Below are 26,602 nucleotides of genomic sequence, written 5' to 3' on the forward strand. Positions count from 1 at the left end.
TACCCTTTTGGTCTCCATCCGCTTGTGAGAAAAGTTTCACCTACTTATTTTTACACATTATTTTCTACCACATAGGGCTTTCTGTACTCACGGCTGAGCATCTTATCGGCTTCAGTGTCTTTGACAAACTTCTCTTTCTTGCCATCAAACTCCAGGCTGCGGCCCAGACGATAAGAGATATTGGAAAGCAACGGAAGTACAGTAGAATAATAGCCCTCTTCAATGTCGCAGGTCAGGTCTGATTTGTTACCGGAACGAATAGCGGAGATAAAGTTGGCATAATGTCCACCACTACCCGGAGCCGCCAGGTAATCCACTACCTTATCGGTGCCCTCTTCCTCACTCTCGGAGCTTGGACCAGGTTCATTGTCTCTTCCCAAATAAGTTTTCCAGGTACCACCATCTACTTCCATCCAGCCTTCAGTACCGTAGAAGAGGTTACCAATCTTCACGCCCATATCAGCTTCGCCTCCGGTATACAAGCCACGCACTTCAAACTGTAAGATCTTGCCATCGGCATATTGCAGCTCAGCAGTCTGTGTATTGGCGGTTTCCTGACTGCATTCTTTGGGACCGTATTTATAATAACCACCGGAAGAGGTTATTTTTACGGGATGCTCATTCTTATTCATTCCCCAACGGGCGACATCAAACTGGTGAGGGCCCTGATTACCAATATCGCCATTGCCGGTATCCCAATGCCAGTGCCAGTTGTAATGACTTTTCTTCTCATTATACGGACGCATGGCTGCGGGTCCGAGCCACATATCGTAATGGAATCCTTGTGGCGGCTCACTATTAGGGGCGATGCCGAAAGAGTCACGGGGTTTGTAGCATAAGCCTTTGGCCATATACACCTCACCTATTCCGCCATTGTGCAGAAACTGCATGGCTTTGCGTACATTATTAATGGAGCGGTTTTGAAAACCTACCTGCACGATTCTATTGTATTTTCTGGCAGCGTCAATCATTTTTCTGCCTTCAAAAACATTGTGTGAGCAGGGTTTTTCTACATACACATCTTTACCTGCCTGCACCGCCCAGATGGTAGCCAGAGCGTGCCAGTGATTAGGAGTAGCGATGGAAACCGCGTCTATATCTTTGTCATCAAATACTTTGCGCATATCTACCTCAGTTCCGGGCTTCTTGCCCTGAATTTCTTCTACGGCCTGTACTCTTTCGGCCCAGAGGTTTTCGTCTACATCGCAGATGGTTTTGACATGTACGTTTTCTGATTCAGCCATTCCGGCCCATCTTCTGAGGTGGCCAAAACCCTGTCCTCTTGTTCCGATCACGCACATATTGACACGATCGTTGGCTCCCATAATTGAATTGTAGCTTTTAGCACTGAAGGCGAAGGGTGTACTGGCTAGGGTGAGGCCGGTAGTCCCCAGTGCGGCTTTTTTGATAAAGGTTCTTCGGTTGTCTTTCATGATATTAGTAATTATACAAACGATTGCACAAGACAATTTGTAAATTAATCCTTAAAACTCAAAGGATGAGGACAAACTTGAGTGATTTTAAAACGGCTGAATTACAGGGGAGGAATAGGCATATACTCGGCTTAGTTTCACAGTGCAGCCTTTTGATAAGGTAAATGCAGTTTCCTTGTTGTAGGATTTGAGCGTCATTTTTTCATCATTATTAATTCTTTAAAACTCTATTCTACAGCAATAAAAATATCCACTTCTCCATGTTCAAAATTGGCGGAGCGCTGATCATATACTTCAAAGTCAGTAGTATAAGCGCGGTTGAGGCTTTTATCCTGCTCCCAGATGCTCCTCCATGCGGTAGCAATGGCTTCAGGTAGTTTACCGCTGGCCGTGAACTTACGGTACTTCCCTCCATGAAATTTTCTACCGATCATATCCGAAGGGATATTATCAAGGGCACTTACTTTGCATCCGATAATTGAGGTAAACTCTCCCTGATAGTCTGAAACATAGTCGGTATAGAGGGAATAAATTGTATCATCATCTTTGTAGGGTATTTTTTCAGCAAGTTTATCACTATGGAAGCGTTGCCAGAGCATACCGATATCTTGGGAAGATTTGCCTCCTTCATTAGTAGTGCTGAGACTGATACCGATGATCTGAAAAGGAGCGACTTCAATGATTTGCGGATTTTGGGTCAGGTTCATGGTATTTGCATTAGGTTGTTTTCACTGACCTTAAATTATTGAAAATCCTGCAAATGTGCTCAAGGATACTAAGCAAAATTTGAGAAAGCGTTGGAGGTCCAACTAATACATAATTTTGTAGGTCAGTATCAGTAATCCGTGCTCAAACTCCTGTACTTCTGTCAATTGATTCTTTGTCTGCTTCTTCACACCTCCCAAAAGAGGAGTGCCCTCTCCCAGCGTAATGGGGTTGAGCTTAATTTTGAGGAAATCTATCATTTCATTTTCCAACAGCCATCCGGCGAAAACGCCCCCGCCACAAAGGTATATGTCCGTACCCTCAGTCTGCTTTAGTGTTTTGATGATTTCCAGCCGGGGAGGGTGCACATGCACTTTGGGATCAGCATTTTCCAGCCTCAGACTATCAGAAAAGATATGATGCTCCATATGAGGATAGGCAGCTTGTCCGGGCTTGAGGCCAAACTTATAGCCGAATTCGTAAGTACGTTTTCCCATGATGACCGTATCAAAGGCTTGTAGGTCCTGCATGTATTGCTCCACGGCTGCACCCTCTCCTACGAAGGTACTGATATCTTCATTGGCTCCCGCGATATAGCCATCCAGAGAGGAAGCCACATAGTACACGATATTTCTCAAGTCAGTAGTAGTTTTAGGTTAAACCATCTTTTGGAGAAATGTCGTTAAATTTAGGATAATTGCTGTTTAGAGGCAATCAAGATTCAGGGAAAAAGTAATAGCATCACCTGAGATGGTGAGAACATCTAAAGCACTACATGATTATCCAAACTAGCCATTCAATGCATTCCAGACGTTTTTTTTATAGGTGCGGCTGATGGGGAGTTGTACTGAATTGATCTGCACCTGTTCTTTGGTATAGGCATCAATCTTATGCATGTTGACGATATATGAACGATGTATGCGCAGAAAAGTATCGGGCAGGCTGGCACTGAGTTTACTGATTTTTTCTTTGGTAAGGATGGGAGCAGCAGTAGAAGTATTGATTTTCACATAATCGCCCAGGCTCTCCAGGTATTCAATATCCTCCCTCAGTATCTTATTAATCTTGCGGTCGGCACGAACGAGAAGATAATCTTCTTTTTGCATCTTCTGTTCTTCTGTCATTACCTGCATCTTTTTCTGATGCATCATAGCACGTTTGACCAGAAGCATAAAACTATAGAGAAAGACAATACAATAGAGGGTAATCGCCAGGACCGGTACATTGATAGCGAGGGGTAGCAGCTTTTCGTACTGGAAATCGGCAATGTAGATGAAGGATAAAGTAATAACGACCATTTCCAGATAGAGAGAAATGACCAACATGTAGACGGAATAAAGGATGAATTTGAAAGTTTTTTTGGTCAGCAGAAATCGGGGCACCAGATGATAGCTAAAAAAATAAGAAGTACCTACGACCACCGGCAACAGCATGGCCACGAAGTAGAAGGCTTCCCTAAAGTTGCCGTACAAACTGCCGAAGATAAATGTTAACAGTATAAAAATGAGTACCCAGAATACGATATGATTTAATCTCTTCATCAGGCTGCTATAGACTTTGCCTACATTCCAACTCAGGTATTGCATGTACTGGTCTTTTTCTGTTTATTTTAACAATACATATTCTATATGCGCAGCAAAATGCTCATTTTTATTTTTCAATGGTAAGTTAGTCGACGAATAACTGTTTTTCGTCCGGATATGACATTGTCTGCAACCGTGCATAAGGCCTACTTTTGTAGGGTAAGATGTACAACAAAACAATTTCAAAATGATTGATTTATTTTATACCGGAGACCCCATCTTTATGGGCATTCTGACGCTCATATTCTTAGTAGCCTTATCTATCGCAACAGTTTCAGCGATACAGATTTTCTCAAATCAGGTAAAAGACTACTTACGGATGCGTCGTCAAATCACTTACATCAAGTCGGTGGGATTATTTGGATTGGTATTCGGCATATTCAGCCAGTCCTTAGGTTTGTACGATATGTTCTCAGCCATTGAGGCGGCCGGAGATATCTCTCCCGGCTTATTGTATTCAGGTTTGAAGGTATCTTCCATCACAAGCATGTATGGGCTGGTTATTTTTCTAGCGTCCTATCTGCTTTGGCTGGGCCTGAATGTGCGGCTGAATCGTGTGCAATCCATTAACAAAGCTTTACAATAATATTGTTTAAGTTAAGAGGGGCTTAATTTCATCTATCATACCGTTGAAACAGGCCTCTTATTCTTTTTTGATATTTTTAATATTTTCATTTAAAATTTTGCTCAATGCTTCTGCATTGTCCACAATCATAAAATGTCCTGTATTCTTTATAAGAATTGCTCCCCCCCCTTTAGGAAAAGGAATAAGCTTATCTTTAGTACCATGAATGCTCAGGACATCATAAATCTGCTCTTCCTTCCAACGTGATATAGCTATCAGTGCCCACTTTAGAAAATGCAAATCTGAATCCTCTACTATGCTTAATAACAATTCCTTTTGCCGAGCATCAAACAGCCATATTGCAAGCCCTTTAGGGAGTTTCATCCAGGAATGAGGAATTAACTCTAAAAATTTTGTCTTTCCTATCCATCTGAACAATATGGGTATATCATATTTATTACGGGCAGAGGAAATCAGAATAGTCAGTTTAGGGTGTAGATATTTTTGTGATGCAATGGCTAGCATTCCCCCAAAACTAACGCCTATCAATACAAAGTCTTCTTTCGTGTTAATTTGAATAGATATACGATAAGCATACTCTTCCAAATTCTCATTAGGTTTGGGATCAATCCACTTGATCATGTGGACAGGATAATCCAGACTTATATTTTGGAAAACCCTTTCGTCAGCCCCCAAGCCTGCTATAGCATAGATTTTCATAAGCAGTAAAGATAAAAAAACCTGCTCCTTTAAAGGAGCAGGCTTTGCTCATTGAGTCAATAGACTCATGAAAACCTACATGAAAAATTTTATGGTATGATTAACCCTGTACCATTTCACCATTCTCGTCAAAGGCTAGTATACCTGACTGAGAACCATCCGTAATGGTCAGTTCATATTGTGTTTCAGTTTCTGCTTCCACTTCTTCTACTTTAGATACTTCCCATTCACTGTATTGAGATTCTTCAAAAGCTTTTTTCACTTCTTCAGGAAGATCTTCATATTTGATTTCCTTACGTTCTGCTTTTGTCACTACCTCTATTTTAGTATCATTTCCCTTTACAGGAAGTGCATTAGCTCCTATGCTTGCAAATGAAAAAGTTGCTAGTGCTGCTACTGCGATGATTCTACGTTTCATATTTAAAAAATTTAATGTTAAAAAAATATGTATTTGATTTACACTTCCTATCCTAGTAATAAGTATGCCAAATAAAATATTCACTCACAAATCACTTATATTCAGTAATTTATGTTTAAATTGATAAGCGTGAGATAAAAATAGTAGTTGTGTTTCAATGAATGAATATATACTCAAAATGAGGTTTTATTCTACAAATTTCACCTCAGCATCATACTTTTTGGATTCTTCCCTTTAAGCAAATGGGAATATCAAGGGAATCAAAAGTGTAGCCAGGAGCCAGAATATCATATTTAGCCAGCTACCCACTTTGATAAAGTCCATAAACTTATATTGCCCTGCCGCATAAATCATGGTATTGGTCTGATAACCCACCGGTGTCATAAAGCTCGCCGAAGCCGCAAACGTAATAGCCATCAAAAAGGGGGTTGGGCTTAAGCCTAGTGATTGAGCAGTAACGATGGCAATTGGAGCCAGTAATGCTGCCGTGGCATTATTTGACATCACTTCGGTTAACAAAGAAGTAAACAGATATAAACCAGACACGATGGCCACAGGCCCCCACTGCCCCAGGTTTCCTACAAGCGAATTGGCAATGACATTTGCAAGACCGCTTTTTTCCATGGCCACCCCTAAGGACAAAGCACCTGCTAGCAAAAAAATAACCTTCCATTCAATGGCTTCATATACTTCATCCAGCTGAATACAACCCGTAATAACCAGTACAACAGCTCCTCCAATGGCACAAGTCATAATGGGAAGCAGATCTAGTGTGGCAATAGTAAACACAGCAAGCAGGGTAAGCAGAGTAAGGGCAAACTTTCGTTTGTCAAAGTCAGTAAGGCTGTTTTCAGAAAGTAAAATGAATGGTGCTTTGGTTCCTCCAAACTGTTTCTTAAGGTTAGGGATATGGTGCTTTTTCACTTCCGCCAGCAGTACATCTCCTGCCTGTAGCTGCACCTGATACAGGTTAGCATGGATCACTTCCTCCCGGTGTTTGATGGCTAAAGGAATAGCACGGAATGAACGGCGAAAGTCCATCTGCTTCAGTGTTTTGCCTTCAAAGTCAGAGCCTTTGGGAATCACAATTTCCACCAGCGACATATCGCGAAGCGTAAGTCCATCTTCCCCAATCATCATGGTAGGGCGACTGGCAAACTGTTCTTTATCTTTGAGGGATTTAATTTTCTCTACATCACAGCGTACTTTCAATCGGTCATGTGATTGAAGTACCATGTCGCCTTGAGGAAGTGCAAAGGAGCTTCCTGCTCTGTTCACTTCAATCACATCCATGCCTAGTTCTTTGGTGAGGGGTGAATCCATAATCCTTTTGCCTACTGAAGGCGCCCCATCCAGCAACTCTATCTCCGTCACATAATCCTGTATACCAAACTTTTCACCTAGATTCTCTGGACTATAACGATTTGGCAGCATACGATATCCTATACTGATCATGAACAAGATACCCACCAATAAGAAAACAAGTCCCATAGAAGTCATCTGAAACATACCCATGGGTCCTAGTCCACTTTGCTCCATCACGCCACTTACAACTACATTGGTGGAAGTTCCCAGCAAAGTACAGGTTCCCCCAAAAATGGAAGCGAAAGAAACTGGCATAAGCAGTTTGGAAGGAGGCACATTGGCCGCTTTTGCTACCTGTATCGCAATGGGAATCATTACCGCTACCACAGGTGTATTGTTGATAAATGCTGAGATCAAAGCAATGCACAGCATCATCACGATCAAACCTAATGAGTAACTCTTCTTAAAAAGAGTAGCCAAATGTATACTTACCATTTGCAATGCTCCTGTTTTGAGTAAGGCAGCGCTTAATATAAACATGGCAGCTACTGTAACAGTAGCAGAGTTGCTAAAACCCTCTACACTTTCCTGGGCAGTAATCACCCCAGTAAAAGTCAAGGTTAGCAGTATAAGCACGGCTACCAGATCTACCGACAAAAGTTCGGTTACAAATAATATGATAGCTGTAAGTAGGACGATGAGCACAATGATAGCATCAGCAGTCATCTGAGGAATAGATAAATGTTTGAGAATCGGAGAATCAAGAAATGGAGAGGAAAACAGAATGCACGCTTCTCATTCTTCCTCATGATAGGTATGGAAAAATGCAATTAATTTGTCACTGTAAATATCAGTAAGTGAAATACAAATATATACAAAGTCTATAATTTTAGTAGAGTTATTAGGCAAAAAAATTTAATCAGTCATCTTCCTGTTCTATAATGGCCTCTTCTCTGGCAATGATATCTGATAAGGTGTTGTTCTTCAGCAAATTGACAGTCTGATCGCGTACCTCCTTGAACAAGCTTCTGATACCACAAATCCTTTCATTTTTGCACTCATCACAGCGTTCGTAATAGCGATGCGTAACACAAGGCAGAAATGCGATGGCTCCATCAAACAAGCGAACCACTTCAGCCATATTCACATCTTCCGGTGATTTGATAAGGTAATATCCTCCTCCTCTACCTTTCTTGCTGCCAAGAATTCCGGCATTTTTAAGGTCCAGCAATATGGCTTCCAGAAATTTTTTGGGAATATTTTCGTGCCTGGCAATATCTCCAATCAGCAGCGGGCCCTGTTCATACTTTTTAGCAAGGTATACGAGAGCATTGATTCCGTACTTGGCTTTTTTTGAAAGCATAATATAAGTCAGCGATTGTGTTGAAATGATTGAGTATCTACACTGATAAAGGATAAAAAAACACAATTTAACTGTGCTAAACAAAAAAAATCCAGATGATCATTCTTGATGTCAACTTATTTTTTGAAAATAAAAAATACAGCCAATACCAAAAAGACAAAGCCAATCAGATGATTCCAGCGAAAGGTTTCATTTTTAAAAACGAGCAGGGTAAATATTGTAAAAATGACCAGCGTGATTACTTCCTGAAGCACTTTCAACTCTACCAATGAAAATGGCCCACCATGATTTTTATAGCCAATTCTATTAGCCGGCACCTGAAAACAATATTCAAAGAAAGCAATTCCCCAACTGATCAATATGATGGAAAACAGGCCTAATCTGCTAAAGCCCTTGAGCTCGTTAAACTTGAGATGTCCATACCAGGCTATTGTCATGAATGTATTTGACAAAACCAGGAGAAGAATAGCATAAATTCCTTTCATTAAGGTGTTAGGATGATGTGAATAATGAATATTGGTACTACAAAAGCCAGGAAATATAGCAAGTCATAGCATTAATACATCATCATATTCAGAAGAAATATTTTGATTGCAAAGCCTAAGGCTAGGTTAGCAAACCACAGTATCTGATGAGGTCAAAAATGTGATACTAAAGTGATGCTATACTTTACAAAAAGTTGTTCATCTGCAATACTGACACTAAGGTTCATATGCGTAGCTACAATCAGGCGATTTATTCCAGGATACCGCTAGAGTGTCCATCCAGACTTATAGTGTTTTTTTCCTGCCAGTAATCATGAAGGCGTTCCTCTCCTTTTTTTTCTGCCCAAGCCTTTAGAGATTCTCTTTCTCCCTGATAATCCATGAAGGGAACCGCCATTCCACAGGAAGATTGGACCAGCTCAACCTGAATATCAATCAATTGCCTGCTGCCTGCAAGTTTGGGAAAGAGACCAATGTATTCCTCCCAAGCCTTATCTCTGGGGTGATAAACCTGAGCAGTACCATACAATCTTAAAATCAGAGGCTTGCCTTCAAACGCACAAAACATAACAGTAATGCGATTGCTGCTTCTCAGATGCGTAGCTGTTTCGTTACCACTTCCGGTAAGGTTAAGCCACATGACTCTGTTAGGTCCTAAAACCCTGAAGGTATCCATACCTTTGGGAGACAGATTGACACGTCCTTCTGCCATAGCAGTGGAGACGAAGAAAATTTTTTGTTTTCGTATAAAGGCTTCTAATTCCGGAGAAATTTTTTCAAGCTTCATTCCCATGGAGACAAAAATTTTATGTAATGCTTTGCGCTGAGAAAAGTAGCCTTTTAAGCATTAATTCCCTACCAAAAAAGCAAAAAGCTCGTCTACTACCTTGAAAGTCTAAAGCATGATAAACATATCAATTTCTTAATCCGGGTTTAATATTGAAATAATATATGGGAGGTAAATTCATCTTTAAAATTATTGAAGATGAGAAACAAATTTTTAGCAATCACTACCAAAGAATTATGGCTACAAATGACCATAGCTTTGTTGATTTATGGCGTACTCACATTTCTTTTGCCCCCTTCTTGGCTGAAGCTGAACTTATGGGCTGCTCAACCTTCAGATAAAGTGCTTACTACCGAATATGTGGTCGTTATGATGGTGATCTTAAATTTTGTGCGTCTAACTATCATCGCAAGCCACTTACTATTCACAAATTCAGAGCAGCAGAAACAAGTACATCTTTCTCATCAAGCTTCCTGAATTTAGGTTTTTATTAGTAGCTTTTCTTTAATTGGAATTAATTCAACACATCAGTCTTAGGTTTTTTCCCGGAAATAAGGCTAATTTTCCCGCCTTATGTTTCTGGACTATAGATATATATTGCTGCTAACCAGCCTGCTGATTCTTTTGAGTGTTCTGGCCAGTCGGTTTGCTGCCCGACTGGGCGTTTCTTCATTGTTAGCTACTTTAGGAATTGGAATTGTCCTGGGGAACGGAGGTAAGTACGATTTTAACTATAATTTTCCTGAGCTAACCCTTCATCTCAGTGAGGTAGCACTTTGCTTCATCATCTTTACAGGCGGGTTAAATTCTAACTGGAAAGGGCTTCGCCAAATTCTGGGTAAAGGTTTGTCATTGGCTACCATAGGAGTATTATCTACAAGCTTAATCCTTGGCCTGTTTGTATACCTAATTTTTGACTGGCCTTTTCTGGCAGCATTGCTGCTGGGGGCCATCGTTTCGTCAACTGATGCTGCCGCGGTGTTTTCGATACTGGAAAGCACCGGGCTTAAGCTTAAAAATAATCTGGCTGAAATTCTGGAACTGGAATCAGGAACCAACGATCCCATGGCCTACTTCCTGACCATTAGTTTTTCTTTATTGCTTGTCCAGCCAGATACTGGCTTTATACAACTAAGCCTGAATTTTCTTATGTCTATGTCAATTGGACTGCTGACCGGTGTTTTAGGTGGAAGGTTAGGCAACTATCTCATAAGGCACAGCAAGCTTAAAAAAGGGCAAACCCCAGTAGTACTACTTTCCCTGGTATTACTGCTATATGCGGTAAACTCATTGCTGGGGGGCAGTCCATTTCTGGCAGTATACATTGCAGGACTTCTCTTTAGTCAGGCGCACTGGACCAATAAGCCTATCAGTATTTTCTTTTTTGAAGGCTTTTCCTGGCTTATGGAAACTACCCTTTTTCTGATTCTGGGCTTGCAGGTATATATCTTTGAGATCATGGATGTATTCTGGGAAGGTCTTTTACTTTCCATAGTCCTTATTCTTGTAGCCAGACCAGTAGGCGTATTTCTCTCGCTCAGCTTTTTCAGAGATATGCACTGGAAGCAGAAGAGTTTCGTCTCCTGGGTAGGTTTGAGAGGAGCTACGCCTATTGTTTTTGCACTGGTACCTTTAGTAGAGCAGATTGAGGTCGCACAGGAGATATTTAATATTTCTTTTATCGTGGTTATCACATCCATCCTATTACAAGGGACTACAGTGAAGCCTATTGCCCAACTTACACAATCCGGAACTAATAAAAATTCAGGCTCATAATTGAGGACTTTGCTCTTTCTTTTCCATGAGCACTCCATCTGTAGTAAAGGAAATTCCTTGTTGGGAAGATGTACCGATCATCACTGCCTGAATTACGGGACGTAAATTTTCACTTGCCCCCCAATCTACGATAAAGTTAGCACCAGCTCCCCCTTTATCTTCATCATCTTCAATGACGAATTCCACCGAAGCCAGTGGCCCCAAGCGAATCGGACGCTCAAGATAAGTACGGTTCTTTACCCCTTCTGAATCATAATAATCCACAGTGCTTACATATATTGAATCTGACATACTGATGTTTCGGATGCTGAGCGTAGCGGTAAGCAGGAAGCGGCGATCACCACTGCTATGGTAGATTTCAGAATAAATCGGTACATAAATCTTTTCCTGGTATGGCATTGCTGCAACAATCACATCCACATACTGATAACGCTGGCTGGGAAGCTTTGAATCAGGTTTGGCAGAGGATTCCTGTTCAGGTGACGAGCAAGCCAGGAGCAGCAAGTACAATGAGAAAAAACTTAAGAAACTTATTTTCATGGTCAGGATTTCTATGGCTCTATTATAAAGTCAAGAAGAGTACTATTGCATATTAAAAAAATAAAGATATTCAAATTCTAAGCTATTGGTTGAAACTGATCAAAACCAAAATCCTCCCCCAGCATAGCCGGATGGAGGATTTGAAACACTACAATTTAATTCATACTTTATTTCATGCTTACAGCAGCCTCTCCTTTAAGAGTAGTCAGATATTCTACCAGATCTACTAATTCCTGCTGTGTCATGGAGCGCTCCAGGTTATCAAACATCAGTGATTGTTCCATTTCTTCTACTGATGCTACCTGATCCATGGTATAAGTATTAGTCAGACCACCGTAGGCTCGCAATTGAAGCTCATCTTCATTTCTGCTTAGAATATATCCGGTTACTGTACTGCCATCGTTCAACTTCACCGTATAGCCTTCATAACCAAAGCTGATACCCTCACTAGGATTGAGTATGGATTTATACAATGCGTCTTTAGTGAGTTTATTACCAATTTCTGAAAGTCCGGGACCATAGTCTACCCCTTTTCCATCCACCACATGACAGTTCTGACAGGAACGCGCAAATACAGTGGCACCCGTTTCAGCATTACCACTAAGAGCTACTAACTCTTTGATTGGAGGCAAATCACCTTCGGAAGAAGATCCCGGCAAATCCATCAGGGCAGCGGCTTCTTCGTATATAGAATTGCGTGAGGCACGGGAAAGTACCAGCGCCGTAACCGAATCAAGTTCAGAGTGAATGTCTCCGTTTTTGACTGCATCTAAAAGTCTGTTCTCTCCACCCCAGCTTCCAGCAAAAGCCATAATGGCCTCTTCACGTACTTCTAAAGGCTGCTGACGGCTTCTGATGATATCCAGCAACATATCGTGAGACTGGCGGTTATCTACCCTGCGCAGTACCGCAATCATCGCGTCCTTTTCTTCTTCAGTACCTTTTCGCAGTACACCTTCCATTGCATTTTGACCACCCATGTTCAACAGTAACTTCGCAGATTCAGCTCCAATATTTTCTTCCGGCTTATTTAAAGCCAGAGCAAGAAGATTTTCGTTGTACTCTTTCAGATCATAGCGCTTAATCAATTCTATATATTCCTGAGTGCCTTCTATACTGGTAAGCGACTGCTTCAGTGCGCTCTTCAGGCGGGGAGAGCGCTGTACTTTATCGGTAGAGATATGATTCAGCGCCAGCATGGTGATAGCTTCCTGATTAGGATGTTGCTGTACCGCCAAATTTGCCAGTACTTCCTCCTTCTTAGGATCAGTCTGGAAGTCAAAAGCCCGGAAGTAGCGCAGACGGTCAGTATAGGTATTGGCCTCAGAACTATTGATCAATTCTGCCAGCAATGGGATAGCTTCGCTAGAACGTACTCTCCAGATGATGTCCTGCCCGGCGGCATCATTCCAGTCCTCTCCTACTTTATTCATCCAGGCCTGAAAACGCTGATCGGCTTGCAGGTCTGCGCCAATGCCGAGGGCCTCCAGATACCAGCGGTCTTTACCATCATGTTTCATTGCTAAGTCTGCCCAGAGATTATCCGCTTCAGTTCCTTCCATATAACGTAGGGCAATGGCAACTTCTCTCCTTACTTCGGGGGTATCGTCAGTGGCCATCTGCTTGAGGATAGGCATTATGTCCATATCCAGCTGACGCGCCATGCGGAGACCCGCAATACGGATGTCAGGATTTTCATCCTGTAAAGCCTCCTGTACATACTGCTCACCTTTACTTTCAATTTTGGATAACAGCCACAGGGCACGGGCACGATAGCGGTCATTTTCTGAAGAAGCCATTTCCTGCAATGCGCTCTCTGCTTCTGTACCCCATTCATGAAGTTTGGTCCAGGCTAGATAGCGACGTGAAAGATTGGGATTTTTCAGTGCCTCAACTGCTTTTTCAGGAGTTGATAGATCAGGTTTACCTACATCATAAGCTTTTGCTTTGCTTCCAAACAGACCTTGAAAAAAACCTTCTTCCTCAGCTTTAGGTGTGATTCTGTAAACTCTCCCTCTCTGCTGATCACCCATTTGGTGGCCACCTACTCCAGGATCATACCAGTCGGCAATGAATAGGGAACCGTCAGGCGCGATACACACATCGGAAGGACGGAACCACTGGTCTTTACCTTTTACAATATCATCAATACTGGCTGAGTAGCCTGCACCGTTTTTCTCTACCGGATAAGCCCTTACTACATTAGGCCCGGCATCGGAATGGATCATCTGGTTACGGAAACGCTCCGGCAATAAAATACCTTCATACACTAAAATTCCTGTTGGGGAACCAGCGCCGGTTTGCAAAAGGTTGGGCACTACACCCGGGTCATTGAGGTGCCAGTGACGTTTGGGAATTTCTTCTTCCATACCCGTACGGTAGGAACGCCAGTTTTCACCAGTCATCTCATCGGTATAGCCATAGTTGCCGTATTCCATCACATAGTTAATGCGTACACCTTTGTTACCATCATCATCATTGTCAGACTGCCAGAGGGTGCCGTAAGAGTCTACTGCCACTTCGTAATTATTACGGAAATTATGGCCGAGCACTTCAAAATTACTTCCATCAGGATCGCAGCGGAACACCATTCCCTGGCGATACGGCTGACCTTTGGCACTGACTTCAATACCACTCTGCTCCGTTACCGGATTTCCGTCTTTGTCAAGCACTTGTTCACCTGCATTACCAAAGTTGAAATACAATTTGCCATCTGGTCCAAAGACGAAAGCATGGATAGCGTGGTCATGCTGCTCACCCTGCAATCCGCTAAATAAGACTTCTTTTTTGTCGGCTTTGTCATCGCCATCGGTATCGGTAAAAAGGAAAACATTAGGACTGCAGGAGACGATAGCTTTGTTGCCCATTACCCAGATACCCAGCGCAGCATTGATATCATTACCCTGATAGAACACTTTGCTATTATCAGCTTTTCCATCACCATCCGTATCTTCTAAAATCAGGATACGGTCACCTTCCTTTTTAGTAGGATTGTTAGGGTTGAGGCGGGGGCGATAATTATAACCCTCACAAACCCACACTCTGCCCTGAGCGTCAATGTCCATATTGGTAGGATTTACCATCATAGGTTCAGAGGCAAAGAGGGTAGCCTGTAAGTCATCTGCCACATCTAAGCCAGCCAGAGCATATTTGGCATCCCGTTTTTGTTCTTCGCTCAATGAATCATAAGCAATCTGCTCTGTCTCTCCACCAGAACCACCACAAGCCGTCATTAATACCATAGCACACATGAGCGGCCATAGCAAATATTCAAAAATTTGGCCTTTATCATTATCAGCTTGATAAAGTTGCATAAGATTAAGTAGTTTAATTTTAGGAATTGTCTTAAGCCATTAAGATAATAAATAGCTGTTAATTTGCTGATAAGAAGACACAAAAAAGCCGGTAGCACCAGGAATAATTATCCTCTACTACCGGCCTGTGCCAAAAAACCGTCTTGTTACTCAGAAGACACCGTCAAAATTATCATCATCGTCTTCTAAGTCATCCAGATCAGAAAAGTCCAGACCTTCAGCATCAACTTCTTCTAACTGCTCAAGCAGGAAATCATCAAAGCCGGTCTCAAAATCCTGATCAAACTCGTTGTATTCCTGGTCAAAAGCATCGTTCATGAAATTAGTAGAATTTTTCATCCTTATTACTTTATGGTTAAACAATTAATACTATTAATTATCAGAATAATATTAACACATGGCGCTAAAGCAGTCAAGAAAAGGTTAGCTAATCCTGAAAGTTGCAGAATATACTGCTGATTGAGTCGTATATATGCTGAAGCCTACATTTGCAAGAGATGAAATATTCAATGAGAAATCGGCTAATGCTAGACTTTATCCTTACCTTTGTTCATGCAATAATTATATAAATCTTCTATTATGAATATCCTCAACGCAATCCCACCTATTTTTTTGCTACTATTTTTTTCATTTTCGTCAGTTTTCGCACAAGTACTTTCTTCACCTTTCGTGGAAGAAACCATAGATGAAATTGATATTGGTTACGGATTGGAGATAGGAGATGTAGATGGTGATGGCACTTTAGACATCATACTGGCCGATAAAGAGCAGTTTGTATGGTACAGAAATGGTGACTGGAAGCGTTTTGTCATGGTAGATGAGCTTACCGAAAGGGATAATGTTTGCCTGGCAGTACGTGACATTAATCAGGATGGCAAGGTAGAAGTAGCGGTTGGAGCTCAATGGAATCCCGGTGAAACTAGTGATACCGAAGCTTCCGGCTCTGTGCATTACTTGATAAGACCAGAAAATCCTGAAAACAAATGGACTCCGGTACAGCTACATCATGAACCTACAGTTCACCGTATGCGCTGGATTCGTACTGGTGAGAATGATTACAAGCTCGTTGTACTCCCTCTGCATGGCCGGGGAAACAAAGGAGGAAAAGGTGCTGGCGTAAAAGTAATGACTTATGATGTTCCCAGTGATCCGAACTCCGAATGGGCAGTAGCCACGGTAGACAGTAGTATGCATTTGACGCATAATTTCATTGTAGATGATCAGAATCCTAATGCAGCTTCTTTCATGGTAGCAGGAAAAGAAGGTGTGAAAAAATATGGATACATAGGCAACGAATGGCAGATTCATGAAATGCCTGAACTAGACCATGCTGCTGGAGAAATCAGTACGGGCAAACTAAACGAGCTTTCTTTCATCACTACGATAGAACCTATGCATGGCACGAACCTGATGTTATACAGCGGAGAAAATTATATGGATAAAACCGTTTTGTATGATGATCTACAGCAGGGACACGCTCTTGCAGCCGCTGATGTGTTGGGGATGGGTAGAGACCAGATTATCGTGGGCTGGCGTGAACCCAATAAGAAGGGCAAAGTGGGTATCAAAATCTTTGTTCCAATGGATAATAGTGGTGAATCATGGATGCATTACTTTATAGATGATAACGGAATGGCTTGCGAAGACCTGAAAGTGGCAGACTTAGATGATGACGGTGATCTGGATATTATCGCTGCGGGTAGAAGCACCAAGAATCTTAAAATTTACTGGAATAGTAAAGTGAATAACTAAGCTGGCTTAAGTTACCGTGAATTTATCTGATCAATCCTGCTTCATCTATTGTTTATAGGCTGTAAACCAAATTTTTTGAAGTGCTAAAGCCTGTTCAATTTCATTTTACTTTTTTTACAAGTATTGTTCTGACCTGTTTTAGTTGCAGTAGCAACAAAAATGTGAGTAAGGATGCGAAAAAAGATGTAAGCCAGCAAATTTATGTAGTTAGTCAGGGCTGGCATAGTGGATTGGTAATTCCATCTTCTTGCATCGCTGACTCCTTGTGGCCAGAAAAGCATGATTTCAGTGAATATGAGCATATTCAAATTGGCTGGGGAGATAAAGATTTTTATCAAAATCCTGGTTTCAGTCTCTGGTATGGCGCAAAAGCGATACTCTGGCCTACAAAGAGTGCGCTTCAGGTACTTGGTTTGCGTCAGCTCTCTAATTTACAGTATTATGCTAATGAAACAGTGTCGCTGCAAATTTCTCAGGCAGATTACTCCTCTCTCTGTGAGTTTCTGCGGACAGAATTTCAACTAAGTGATTCTGCCAAGTTTATTCCTCTCAAAGAAGGGTTGTACCGAAACAGTCACTTTTTTCTGGGCGATAAGTCTTATTATTTTCCCAAAAATTCTAATGTGTGGACTGCCCGTGCTTTAAAACAAGCGGGTTTTGACCTCAATCCCATTTGGTATCAATCCCAAAAGTCATTAATCAAAAGGATGAAAAAGGAAGGAAGTTTGGTCTATTCCGATGAACAGTAAGACAAATTATTTTAAGGATAGATTTCAATTGATGTATTGAGAGGCACAGTACGATAGAGTTCATCCATCTCAGCATTAGTAACCGCTATACAGCCAGCTGTCCAGTCACGATGACGGTGAAAACGACCTCTCCAGCCATTTCCATTTCTAAGTCCGTGAATTTTGATCGCACTACCATGAGCAAAACCACCTGCTACCGCAAAAGTCTGATCTTCGGCATTGGGATACGAAATTCCTAAATTGAGATAAAAAACGCTTTGTGGATTTTTATCATAAATATAGTAAGTGCCTTCCGGGGTTCGCATATCTCCTTCCCTTCTTTTCGCTCCTACCGGCTGTCTGCCCAGTGCTATTTTATAAGTTTTGATCAGCTTCCCATTTGACCAAAGTTGAAGCTGTCGTTTGCTTTTATACACTACCAATCGTTCGGCTAATACTTTTTGAGCTAAGCGGCGAGTGGGAAGGAGCGCATAAGCGAATACTGCCAGAAAAATACTACTGAATACGGCTAAAACACGAACCACTGTGACTAGTCGGCTATCCATTCAGACACATTCACATCGCTCTCCAAGAGCACTTCTTCCTGATCGGGCAAGGCAGGAAAGAAATCAATGTTAGTTACCTTTTCTATACTGTCAATAGGAACTGCAAAGGAATAAATATCTTTTTCAGAACCTTCATTGGGCAGCAAAAAACCTATGGCCTTGATTTCCGGCTCTGTATAGTCTAAGAGCACTTTGTAATAAGCTTTAGGGATGCTCACTCTGTTCTCTCCTATCCTTCTGGACCTTTGGTTAAAAACCGGACCCGTCACCACATATAGCTTACCATTTTCTAATGCCCAGTCACGTACCTGTTCTTCCAGAATTCGCCAGATACCACGGTTAAATTCTGGTTCCTGAGGACTCATATTGGACATGTAGAAGCTTTCGCTCATGGCTTCTTCTGAAAACTTCATGTCCCCTGCTGGAGCCAAATGCCCTCTGTCGTATCCTGAACGATAATAATCTTCTAAACTAGCAGAGCCTGTAGAAACCATAGGATCTTCCCGAAAATCATCAGTCCGTTCTTCTATCCCTTCTACTTCTATTCCGGTAAGTTCATATGCCACCCATTCCGCCTGTTCATGTTTCTCCACATAGGAAAGCGTAAAATACTGATGGCGGATGATTTGTTGGTTATCAGAATTCGGCAGATAATCCAGTGTTTTGGACGTTCCTGAGAGTGGAGGTTGGTTTTGGTTGTTTTGTTCTCTTTTTGGAAGCTGAGTTTCTGCTGAGCCAGATTGATTTTGCTGGTTTTTAAGCAGCAATAATACAATGATAAAAACTGCAACGATGACGATTGTCAGTATAAGATATTGGGTAGATTTTTTTGCCATTAATCGTTTACTGTTTTTTTAGATAAACCCATCAAAGATTAGGCAAAAATAGGCAAGCTGCAAGTTTAACGGTGATGTTTCAGAATAAAATTAACGATAGGGCGGGCATCATCCAATCCGTGCACATGTCCAACTCCATCTTTCATTACTACCTTTACCTTCCCTTTACCTTCTTCATATGCTTTTACAATCAGGGCACCGTTTTCTTCGTACGGTACGACCTTATCCTGATTGCCCGAAACCATAAATAGTGGAATATCCGCTTCAACAATGGGCTCAATATGATCTATAGGATTGTGCTGAAAGTTAAGTGCCTCTTCTTCACTCAAGCCATATGCCTCAAGGCACTGTTTCCAATCCTCTTCACTGCCACGGCCGCTCATTTTACCTCCCGGCCAGCTTTTGATATCGCAAACCGGAGCATCAGCATAAATGCAGGAAACTTTGTCAGTGTTTTCAGCGGCCCAGTTGAATACAATTAAACCTCCTCTACTCATACCTTCCAGTACAACTTTAGAGGAAAAGTCATATTCCTGTGTAACGTATTTGTAAAAGTTATTCCAAATTTCTACCGCCTGCGGGCTGCCATACAAGCCAGACACATCAATGTAAGCTACATAAAACCCTCTTGACAAAAGCTCCATATCCACTTCTGGCCGATGACCAAAAAAGCGGGCGCGCCATATCCAGGGGTTATCCTTCGCAGGTCGCTTTGGCACTACAATTCTGCTTTGTCGCCCCTGAAACTCAAAAGCGTACATGCGAAAACCATGAAAATTGCCAGGCTCTCCCTGAATGTTAATTTCAGTTACTGACTGCTCTGCCTGTTGTACATAGGTACAACCCAGGCAAAAGAGCAGGAGCAAACCTATACTAAGATTAGGTAGTTTTTTGATGTTAATCATCCACGATTACACAACGATTATTTTTGAGATCATCTTCTACAGTTTTAAACTTAACATTTTTCTTGATACTTCCATCACTATACTGAACGTTGACCCTGTCGTTCCTACCCGCTACTTTTGCAGTTTTAGCAGGCTGTACAGGTTCAACAGGCGGGCGGTTTCTCTGAGCTGCTGCTGCGTTGGCTGCACTACTTCTGTCAAGTGATGAATTGACCTCTTCTTTGGTTTCCTTCAGTTTTTCCCGCTGTCGTATTGAGCGAGCTTCTCTGACCTGGTCAGAACTTTGTACGGGGATATCAGCTTTCATCAAAAAGGAAACGGTTTCTTCATTGACTTTGGCGATAAACCGCTTAAACAGTTCAAAAGATTCAAACTTATAAATGAGAAGCGGATCTTTCTGCTCGTATACCGCATTCTGAACGGATTGCTTCAGGTCATCCATCTCACGAAGGTGTTCTTTCCAGTTCTGGTCAATAATCGCCAGCGTGATGGCTTTTTCCATCGCCTGTATCATAGCTTCACCTTCAGTATCAATGACTTTCTGAAGATTAGCAGATACCCCTAGCTGCATCTTGCCATTGGTAAACGGCACCAGAATATTCTCTACGGTAGCACCACGGGTCTCTTTGATATTTTTAAGTACCGGCAGTGACTTCTGAGCAACGTGTTCGTTCTTTTTACCATATTGCTCATAAGCATATTGGTACAGATTTTCTGTCAGTTTATTTTCAGAAATCTGATCAAATTCAGCTTGTTCTATAGGGTAATCAATAGCCAGTGTACCCAATACCGTCAGCTTAAAGCTCTCATAATTACTTACTCCTTTGGTTCCCAGAACGATATCTTCGCAGGTATCGTACAGCATGGTCATGATATCCATGGAAAGCCTTTCTCCCTGTAGCGCGTTTTTACGACGCTCATAGATTACCTCACGCTGCTGGTTCATGACGTTGTCATATTCCAGCAAGCGCTTACGAATGGCAAAGTTGTTTTCCTCTACTTTCTTCTGCGCTCTTTCTATAGAACTGGTTACCATAGAATGCTGAATCACTTCTCCTTCTTCCAGCCCCATGCGGTCCATCAGTTTGGCAATACGATCTGAACCGAAAAGACGCATCAGATTGTCTTCCAGAGACACAAAAAACTGTGATGAACCCGGGTCACCCTGACGTCCGGAACGACCTCTAAGCTGACGGTCTACACGACGAGATTCATGGCGCTCAGTACCAATAATAGCCAAACCACCTGCTTGTTTTGATTCTGGCGAAAGCTTAATATCCGTACCACGACCTGCCATGTTGGTAGCAATGGTCACCGTTCCGGATTGCCCTGCTTCGGCTACAATTTCAGCCTCACGCTGGTGTTGCTTAGCATTCAGCACATTATGTTTCACATTTCTCATCTTGAGCATGCGGCTCAAAATCTCTGAAATTTCCACTGAGGTGGTACCTACCAGTACCGGTCGTCCTTTTTCAGTAAGTTCATTGATTTCCTCCACTACCGCATTAAACTTCTCCCGCATAGTTTTGAAAACCAGGTCCTGACGGTCATCCCGTACAATTGGACGATTGGTAGGGATTACTACTACATCCAGTTTATAGATTTCCCAAAACTCTCCGGCTTCTGTCTCTGCCGTACCTGTCATACCGGCCAGTTTGTGGTACATGCGGAAGTAGTTCTGCAATGTAATGGTGGCATAGGTCTGGGTGGCTTCTTCTACTTTTACGTTTTCTTTAGCCTCAATAGCCTGGTGCAATCCATCCGAATAACGGCGCCCTTCCATCACACGACCGGTCTGCTCATCTACAATCTTAATTTTACCATCAGCAATAATGTATTCCTGGTCAATCTCAAAAAGTGCATAAGCCTTTAACAATTGATTGACAGTGTGGATACGCTGCGACTTGACCGCATAGTCTTTGATCAGCTCATCTTTCTTCTGGACCTTATCCTCATCACTCATTTCTTCATCTTTCTCCAAATCAGCGATGGCAGTACCAATATCCGGCATGATAAAAAACTGTGGATCTTCACCCGTCTGCGTAATCAGGTCAATCCCTTTTTCGGTCAGGTCAATATTGTTGTTCTTTTCTTCAATGGTAAAGTAGAGTGGAGCATCAGCCTCAGGCATGTTACGAGAGTTATCCTGCAGATAAAAATTCTCCGTCTTTTGCATGATCTGCTTGTTACCTGTTTCGCTGAGGAAACGAATCAAAGGCTTATACTTGGGCAGACCGCGATGCGCACGAAAAAGTGAAAGTCCGCCTTCCTGGGTATTGCCTTCCTTAATTTTCTTTTTAGCATCCTGAAGCAATTCATTTACTAACTTTTTCTGTGCTTCATAAAGGCGGGAAATGCGAGGCTTCAACTCATAAAATTCATGCTCATCACCTTTGGGTACGGGTCCTGAGATGATCAATGGCGTACGGGCTTCATCTACCAGTACGGAGTCAACCTCATCCACCATTGCAAAATGATGCTTACGCTGTACCAAATCACCCATATCACGGGCCATATTATCGCGAAGGTAATCAAAACCAAATTCGTTGTTTGTACCATAAGTGATGTCTGCGGCATAAGCATCACGACGCGCATCAGAGTTGGGTTGATATTTGTCAATACAATCCACAGTCATCTGATGAAACTGGAAGAGGGGAGCCATCCACTCAGCATCTCTTTTGGCCAGATAATCGTTGACCGTAATCACATGGACGCCACGCTTGGCAAGGGCATTCAGAAAGGCTGGCAAGGTAGCCACCAACGTTTTACCTTCACCAGTAGCCATCTCAGCAATCTTACCCTGGTGTAAAACGATACCTCCTATGAGCTGCACGTCATAATGCAGCATATCCCATTTAATTTTCTGTCCGGCGGCCAGCCATTCATTGCTCCAGACTGACTTTTCACCTTCTATGCTTATGTGCTCATGTTTGGCAGCCATCTGCTTATCAAAAAGCGTAGCTGATACCTCCATCTTTCCATTTTCCTTGAAACGGCGGGCTGTTTCTCGCATGATCGCAAATGCCTTAGGAAGGACTTTGAGGAGTACTTCTTCCAGCACTGTATTCCGATCTTCTTCTAACTTATCAATCTGTGCAAAAACTCTCTCTTTTTCGTTGATGTCCATCTTGGGGTTTTGCTCAACACTATCATGAAGTTCTTTTAGCTGCTGATCAATACTTTCCAGTTCACCATCTATCACTGCTTTTACTTCAAAAGTTTTGCCCCTCAGTTCGTCATCACTTATGCTTTGCAGCTTATCATATTCGGCTTTGATCTCCTCAACCATCGGCATGACCTCTTTAATGTCTTTGTCTGATTTACTGCCGAATAGTTTTGCCAATAATTTATTTAGCATATTGATTGAATATTTATATCTCTATTGAATTCCTGAAAATAATGTATGTACACAATAGCTGATCGTTTGAGTAGCATGTACAAAAGCACTAATATGTAAAAAAACCATATTACACAAAAACAGTGCCCTCAAAAACCATGACAGCGGGTCCTATCATGTGTACATCTGTATAAAAATCGTCTTTCATTTTGCGGAAAGATACCTGAAGTAGTCCTCCCTGAGTATTAACATTTACAGGACTTTCAAGCCCCTGAACCTTAGCCATAGTAAGCGCAACTGCGGTTACGCCTGTTCCTGAGGACAAAGTTTCATTCTCAACACCTTTTTCATATATTCTCATATGGACCTCACCGTTTTTCATCTCCACAAAGCTGGCGTTGGTACCCTGAGGCGCAAATGATTCATGATAACGAATTTTTTTACCTACTCCTATAACGTCAAAATCTGCCAGATCTTCTACAAGTCTGACATAATGTCGGGTACCAGTGTTCATAAAGTAGCCCTCTAATATCTCTTCTATACCTACTACATCCACCATACGGATGTGAATCTGCTCGCCTTCAATACGGGCTTCGTGCATACCATCCTCAGCATAAAACTGCGAATGCTTTCCGATCATCCCCAGATAATGTGCCAGATGAACCGCACAACGGCTGCCATTCCCGCACATGCTGGTGGTAGCGTCCGCGTTGTAGTAGATCATTTCAAAATCATACTGCTCATGATCCTGTAAAAGGATCAGCCCATCAGCTCCTACACCAAATTTGCGATGACAAAGCCTCTGTATCAGCTTCTCGTCCTGCTGAGGGAATTTCCCTTCCCGATTATCTATCATCACAAAGTCATTGCCGGTGCCCTGGTATTTATAAAAATACAATGTATTCATAGATGGTTAGTAATTATACTCATTGGCATAAATCAATCAGTATTACAAAATAATAGTTGCGTCAATGACAAAGTCTTTCATACTTATTTTTTTGTCTTGTCTTACAAATTTTCACAATACTAGAAAAATTTGAGCAGATTAGTGGATCAAAATCAGAAAGACCTTAAGCTGAGCTTCATTTTATTTCATCTATTTTTATATATTCAGATTTATGAACCTAATCAGAAACTCTAAGATGAGAAATATCTTTTTTTTTCTTTCTCTGCTTACTTTTTACTCTTGCCAGCCTCAGGAGCAGGAAACCCAAGACTTAAGACCCAATATTCTTTTTGCTATTGCCGACGATGCTTCATTTCCGCATATGGGAGCCTATGGCACCAGTTGGGTAAGTACCCCGGCTTTTGACCGGGTAGCGAACAATGGCCTGCTTTTTAATAATGCTTATACACCTAACGCCAAATGCTCACCTTCCCGTTCATGTATACTTACCGGACGCAACTCCTGGCAGTTGGAAGAAGCAGCCAATCATGTACCTTATTTTCCATCTAAGTTTACCACTTTTATGGAAAGCCTGCTTCAACATGGATACTTCACCGGACATACAGCCAAAGGATGGTCTCCGGGAAACCCGGGTGAACGAAATGGTAAAAGGAGAGAGCTCACCGGACCAGCCTTCAACGAGCATAAAGCTACGCCTCCGGCAGAGTTTATCAGCAATAACGACTACGCCAAAAATTTTGAGTCATTCCTGGAAGCACGTCCTGATTCACTACCTTTCTGCTTCTGGTACGGTGCTATTGAGCCTCATCGGGCTTATGAGTACAAAGCTGGCATCTCCAAAGGTGGTAAAGAAATCAGCCAGATTGATGAAGTGCCTGAATTCTGGCCTGATTCGGATTCCGTGCGCACCGACATGCTGGATTATGCCTTTGAGCTTGAATATTTTGATCAGCACCTGATGAGGATGCTGGATATGCTGGAAGAGCGGGGAGAACTGGAAAATACCATCGTGGTGGTCACGTCCGATAATGGTATGCCTTTCCCTCGGGTAAAAGGACAGGCTTATGAAATGTCTAACCACCTTCCTCTGGCGATTATGTGGCCGGCGGGTATCAAAAACTCAGGACGTAGTATTGATGATTTTGTAAGCTTTATAGACTTCGCCCCTACCTTCATGGAAGCAGCACAAATCTCACCTCAAGAAAGCAATATGCAGGTGATGCAGGGCAAGTCATTGAGCGATATTTTCCAGGCAGAAAGTGGCGGACGCATTAACCCTGCACGCGATCACGTGCTCATTGGCAAAGAAAGACATGATGTAGGCCGCCCCAATGATCAGGGCTATCCTATACGGGGAATTATCAAAGAAGACTTACTGTATGTGCAGAACTTTGAGCCTGACCGTTGGCCGGCCGGTAATCCTGAAACCGGTTACCTGAATACCGATGGAAGCCCTACCAAGACCCAAATCCTCAACATGCGCTATGAGGAAGAGCAGCGAATATTCTGGGAAATGAATTTTGGCAAACGTCCTCCCGAAGAGCTTTACCGTATTGACGAAGATCCTGACTGTGTGAATAACCTGGCGCTGAACCCCGAATATGCACCCATGCTGGAAGAATTGAAAACCCAGATGCTGGCCGAACTCCTTGCCCAGGGCGACCCCCGTATGATGGGCAACGGTCATGTATTTGACGACTATGTATATGCCAACGAAGCAAATCGTGACTTCTACTCTCGCTACCTTGAAGGTGAAGATGTAGATCACGGCTGGGTAAATGACAGTGACTTTCAGGAGAAGGAGGAGTAGGCATGCAGAAAGTAGCTGAATGGAATGAAGCAGGCGATTTTCTGCCTTTCCGTTAGATGTAGGCTTTTGATGCTGGAGATCAAAATACTCTACCTACTTCTGACTATCTTTCGCAAGAGAAGCAGCAGTGTCATGAAGGCTGGCAAAGAATAAAGCAGCAAACCATCACCATGATGGGCAAAAGCTCCGGAATACGGGGCTTTTTTTATGCACTGATCTTCTGAAAGCATACTCTTTTTCTCAGCATAAAACTTCAATCCGATGGGCATCCGTTCTTCATCCGATGCCCATCCGTTGATCCTCGCTTGCCCATGGGTTTGTAAAGCTGTGCCCATCCATTTTTTAAAAGACCGTGATTAAAAACTTAAGTCAGGAGGACTGAGGTTTAAGCGAATCACTAATGTAAGGTTCAGTAATCTTCTTTCATTAAATTCTTTATCAGATAACTTAATCTTTAACCTCTTACACTTTAGAAATAATGGTGCTGATAAATGCTAGCGGAAGCCCAATGGATAAAGGAGTTAAAGTTGTAGCGATCCTCTTTCTACCCCTTGCAAATTACATTATTAAGGCTAAGTAAACTTTAGAACGCTTGGCTGTATTAGAAGAGGTTAAGGATTGGAAAAAACAAACCTGTAGGTAAAATCCTTCCTGTACCCCGTGGGCCGCCGCTGTGGAACAGGGGACAAAGGGGTGAAATTACCTTAGCATACTGATCTGGTCGCCAACAAAAGTAAAGACGAAGCCATGAGCATGCTGTTCTTATT

The 26,602-nt window shown here is 42.3% G+C and carries 25 protein-coding genes; 6 read left to right on the top strand and 19 right to left on the bottom strand.

The window, feature by feature from the left end; all coding sequences use genetic code 11:
* Positions 1-50: 50 nt before the first annotated feature.
* The 4 genes from WJR50_RS13940 to WJR50_RS13955 all read right to left on the bottom strand — a co-directional run bounded on the left by WJR50_RS13940 (position 51) and on the right by WJR50_RS13955 (position 3,724).
* A complete protein-coding gene (locus WJR50_RS13940) occupies positions 51-1,433 on the bottom strand; it encodes a Gfo/Idh/MocA family protein (RefSeq protein WP_341293905.1) in 1,383 nt (460 codons plus the stop codon).
* 227 nt (positions 1,434-1,660) lie between these two features.
* A complete protein-coding gene (locus tag WJR50_RS13945; protein WP_341293906.1) occupies positions 1,661-2,140 on the bottom strand; it encodes a GyrI-like domain-containing protein in 480 nt (159 codons plus the stop codon).
* Between the two features lie 102 nt (positions 2,141-2,242).
* On the bottom strand, positions 2,243-2,776 hold the full coding sequence (locus WJR50_RS13950) for a dihydrofolate reductase family protein (protein WP_341293907.1): 534 nt from the start codon (positions 2,774-2,776) through the stop codon (positions 2,243-2,245).
* A gap of 150 nt (positions 2,777-2,926) precedes the next feature.
* The gene (locus WJR50_RS13955; protein ID WP_341293908.1) at positions 2,927-3,724 is read right to left on the bottom strand and encodes a LytR/AlgR family response regulator transcription factor; all 798 of its coding nucleotides are present in this window, start codon (positions 3,722-3,724) and stop codon (positions 2,927-2,929) included.
* A 184-nt stretch (positions 3,725-3,908) separates the two neighbouring features.
* Between WJR50_RS13955 and WJR50_RS13960 the strand changes: the two genes are divergently transcribed.
* Entirely contained in the window at positions 3,909-4,307 is a 399-nt protein-coding gene (locus tag WJR50_RS13960; RefSeq protein ID WP_341293909.1) for a MotA/TolQ/ExbB proton channel family protein, read from the top strand.
* 57 nt (positions 4,308-4,364) lie between these two features.
* Here WJR50_RS13960 and WJR50_RS13965 read toward each other — a convergent pair whose 3' ends face one another.
* From WJR50_RS13965 to WJR50_RS13990, 6 genes are all read right to left on the bottom strand, one after another.
* Complete coding sequence (locus WJR50_RS13965) at positions 4,365-5,006, bottom strand: alpha/beta hydrolase (protein WP_341293910.1); 642 nt, start codon at positions 5,004-5,006, stop codon at positions 4,365-4,367.
* Positions 5,007-5,106: 100 nt separating this feature from the next.
* Positions 5,107-5,424, bottom strand: a complete 318-nt coding sequence (locus tag WJR50_RS13970; RefSeq protein WP_341293911.1) for a PepSY-like domain-containing protein — start codon at positions 5,422-5,424, stop codon at positions 5,107-5,109.
* A 234-nt stretch (positions 5,425-5,658) separates the two neighbouring features.
* Positions 5,659-7,455, bottom strand: a complete 1,797-nt coding sequence (locus WJR50_RS13975) for an SLC13 family permease (protein ID WP_341293912.1) — start codon at positions 7,453-7,455, stop codon at positions 5,659-5,661.
* A 193-nt stretch (positions 7,456-7,648) separates the two neighbouring features.
* A complete protein-coding gene (locus WJR50_RS13980; protein ID WP_341293913.1) occupies positions 7,649-8,092 on the bottom strand; it encodes an RrF2 family transcriptional regulator in 444 nt (147 codons plus the stop codon).
* Between the two features lie 116 nt (positions 8,093-8,208).
* Positions 8,209-8,577, bottom strand: coding sequence for a DMT family protein (locus WJR50_RS13985; RefSeq protein ID WP_341293914.1), 369 nt, complete (start codon positions 8,575-8,577; stop codon positions 8,209-8,211).
* 250 nt (positions 8,578-8,827) lie between these two features.
* Complete coding sequence (locus WJR50_RS13990; RefSeq protein WP_341293915.1) at positions 8,828-9,370, bottom strand: pyridoxamine 5'-phosphate oxidase family protein; 543 nt, start codon at positions 9,368-9,370, stop codon at positions 8,828-8,830.
* Between the two features lie 192 nt (positions 9,371-9,562).
* On the opposite strand from WJR50_RS13990, the gene WJR50_RS13995 reads away from it, so the two are divergent.
* Positions 9,563-9,841, top strand: a complete 279-nt coding sequence (locus tag WJR50_RS13995; protein ID WP_341293916.1) for a hypothetical protein — start codon at positions 9,563-9,565, stop codon at positions 9,839-9,841.
* Between the two features lie 96 nt (positions 9,842-9,937).
* A complete protein-coding gene (locus WJR50_RS14000) occupies positions 9,938-11,140 on the top strand; it encodes a potassium/proton antiporter (protein WP_341293917.1) in 1,203 nt (400 codons plus the stop codon).
* Here WJR50_RS14000 and WJR50_RS14005 read toward each other — a convergent pair.
* The 3 genes from WJR50_RS14005 to WJR50_RS14015 all read right to left on the bottom strand — a co-directional run bounded on the left by WJR50_RS14005 (position 11,135) and on the right by WJR50_RS14015 (position 15,333).
* On the bottom strand, positions 11,135-11,680 hold the full coding sequence (locus WJR50_RS14005; RefSeq protein WP_341293918.1) for a DUF3124 domain-containing protein: 546 nt from the start codon (positions 11,678-11,680) through the stop codon (positions 11,135-11,137). The genes WJR50_RS14000 and WJR50_RS14005 overlap by 6 nt on opposite strands.
* 167 nt (positions 11,681-11,847) lie before the next feature.
* Positions 11,848-14,994 (bottom strand): PVC-type heme-binding CxxCH protein, encoded by a 3,147-nt coding sequence (locus tag WJR50_RS14010; protein WP_341293919.1) that lies wholly within the window; start codon positions 14,992-14,994, stop codon positions 11,848-11,850.
* 150 nt (positions 14,995-15,144) lie between these two features.
* Complete coding sequence (locus tag WJR50_RS14015; RefSeq protein WP_341293920.1) at positions 15,145-15,333, bottom strand: hypothetical protein; 189 nt, start codon at positions 15,331-15,333, stop codon at positions 15,145-15,147.
* Positions 15,334-15,573: 240 nt separating this feature from the next.
* Here WJR50_RS14015 and WJR50_RS14020 point away from each other — a divergent pair, with 240 nt between their 5' ends.
* Positions 15,574-16,746, top strand: a complete 1,173-nt coding sequence (locus WJR50_RS14020; RefSeq protein WP_341293921.1) for an FG-GAP repeat domain-containing protein — start codon at positions 15,574-15,576, stop codon at positions 16,744-16,746.
* Between the two features lie 161 nt (positions 16,747-16,907).
* Positions 16,908-17,495 (top strand): DUF2459 domain-containing protein, encoded by a 588-nt coding sequence (locus WJR50_RS14025; RefSeq protein ID WP_341293922.1) that lies wholly within the window; start codon positions 16,908-16,910, stop codon positions 17,493-17,495.
* An 11-nt stretch (positions 17,496-17,506) separates the two neighbouring features.
* On the opposite strand, the gene WJR50_RS14030 is transcribed toward WJR50_RS14025, so the two are convergent.
* The 5 genes from WJR50_RS14030 to dapF form a co-directional block, all read right to left on the bottom strand.
* Positions 17,507-18,040 carry a L,D-transpeptidase family protein gene (locus WJR50_RS14030; protein WP_341293923.1) on the bottom strand — a complete coding sequence of 178 codons (534 nt, stop codon included), beginning with the start codon at positions 18,038-18,040 and terminating at the stop codon, positions 17,507-17,509.
* Positions 18,025-18,876, bottom strand: a complete 852-nt coding sequence (locus WJR50_RS14035; RefSeq protein ID WP_341293924.1) for a DNA/RNA non-specific endonuclease — start codon at positions 18,874-18,876, stop codon at positions 18,025-18,027. The genes WJR50_RS14030 and WJR50_RS14035 overlap by 16 nt, the downstream gene beginning before the upstream one ends.
* 65 nt (positions 18,877-18,941) lie before the next feature.
* The gene (locus tag WJR50_RS14040; RefSeq protein ID WP_341293925.1) at positions 18,942-19,781 is read right to left on the bottom strand and encodes an alpha/beta hydrolase family protein; all 840 of its coding nucleotides are present in this window, start codon (positions 19,779-19,781) and stop codon (positions 18,942-18,944) included.
* Positions 19,774-23,139, bottom strand: a complete 3,366-nt coding sequence (secA, locus tag WJR50_RS14045; protein WP_341293926.1) for a preprotein translocase subunit SecA — start codon at positions 23,137-23,139, stop codon at positions 19,774-19,776. The genes WJR50_RS14040 and secA overlap by 8 nt, the downstream gene beginning before the upstream one ends.
* Before the next feature lie 109 nt (positions 23,140-23,248).
* A complete protein-coding gene (gene dapF / locus WJR50_RS14050; protein WP_341293927.1) occupies positions 23,249-24,025 on the bottom strand; it encodes a diaminopimelate epimerase in 777 nt (258 codons plus the stop codon).
* 235 nt (positions 24,026-24,260) lie between these two features.
* Between dapF and WJR50_RS14055 the strand changes: the two genes are divergently transcribed.
* Complete coding sequence (locus tag WJR50_RS14055; RefSeq protein WP_341293928.1) at positions 24,261-25,835, top strand: sulfatase family protein; 1,575 nt, start codon at positions 24,261-24,263, stop codon at positions 25,833-25,835.
* Positions 25,836-25,924: 89 nt separating this feature from the next.
* Here WJR50_RS14055 and WJR50_RS14060 read toward each other — a convergent pair whose 3' ends face one another.
* Positions 25,925-26,170 (bottom strand): hypothetical protein, encoded by a 246-nt coding sequence (locus WJR50_RS14060; protein WP_341293929.1) that lies wholly within the window; start codon positions 26,168-26,170, stop codon positions 25,925-25,927.
* Between the last annotated feature and the right edge of the window lie 432 nt (positions 26,171-26,602).

This window comes from Catalinimonas locisalis (assembly GCF_038039535.1).
GTDB lineage: Bacteria > Bacteroidota > Bacteroidia > Cytophagales > Cyclobacteriaceae > Catalinimonas.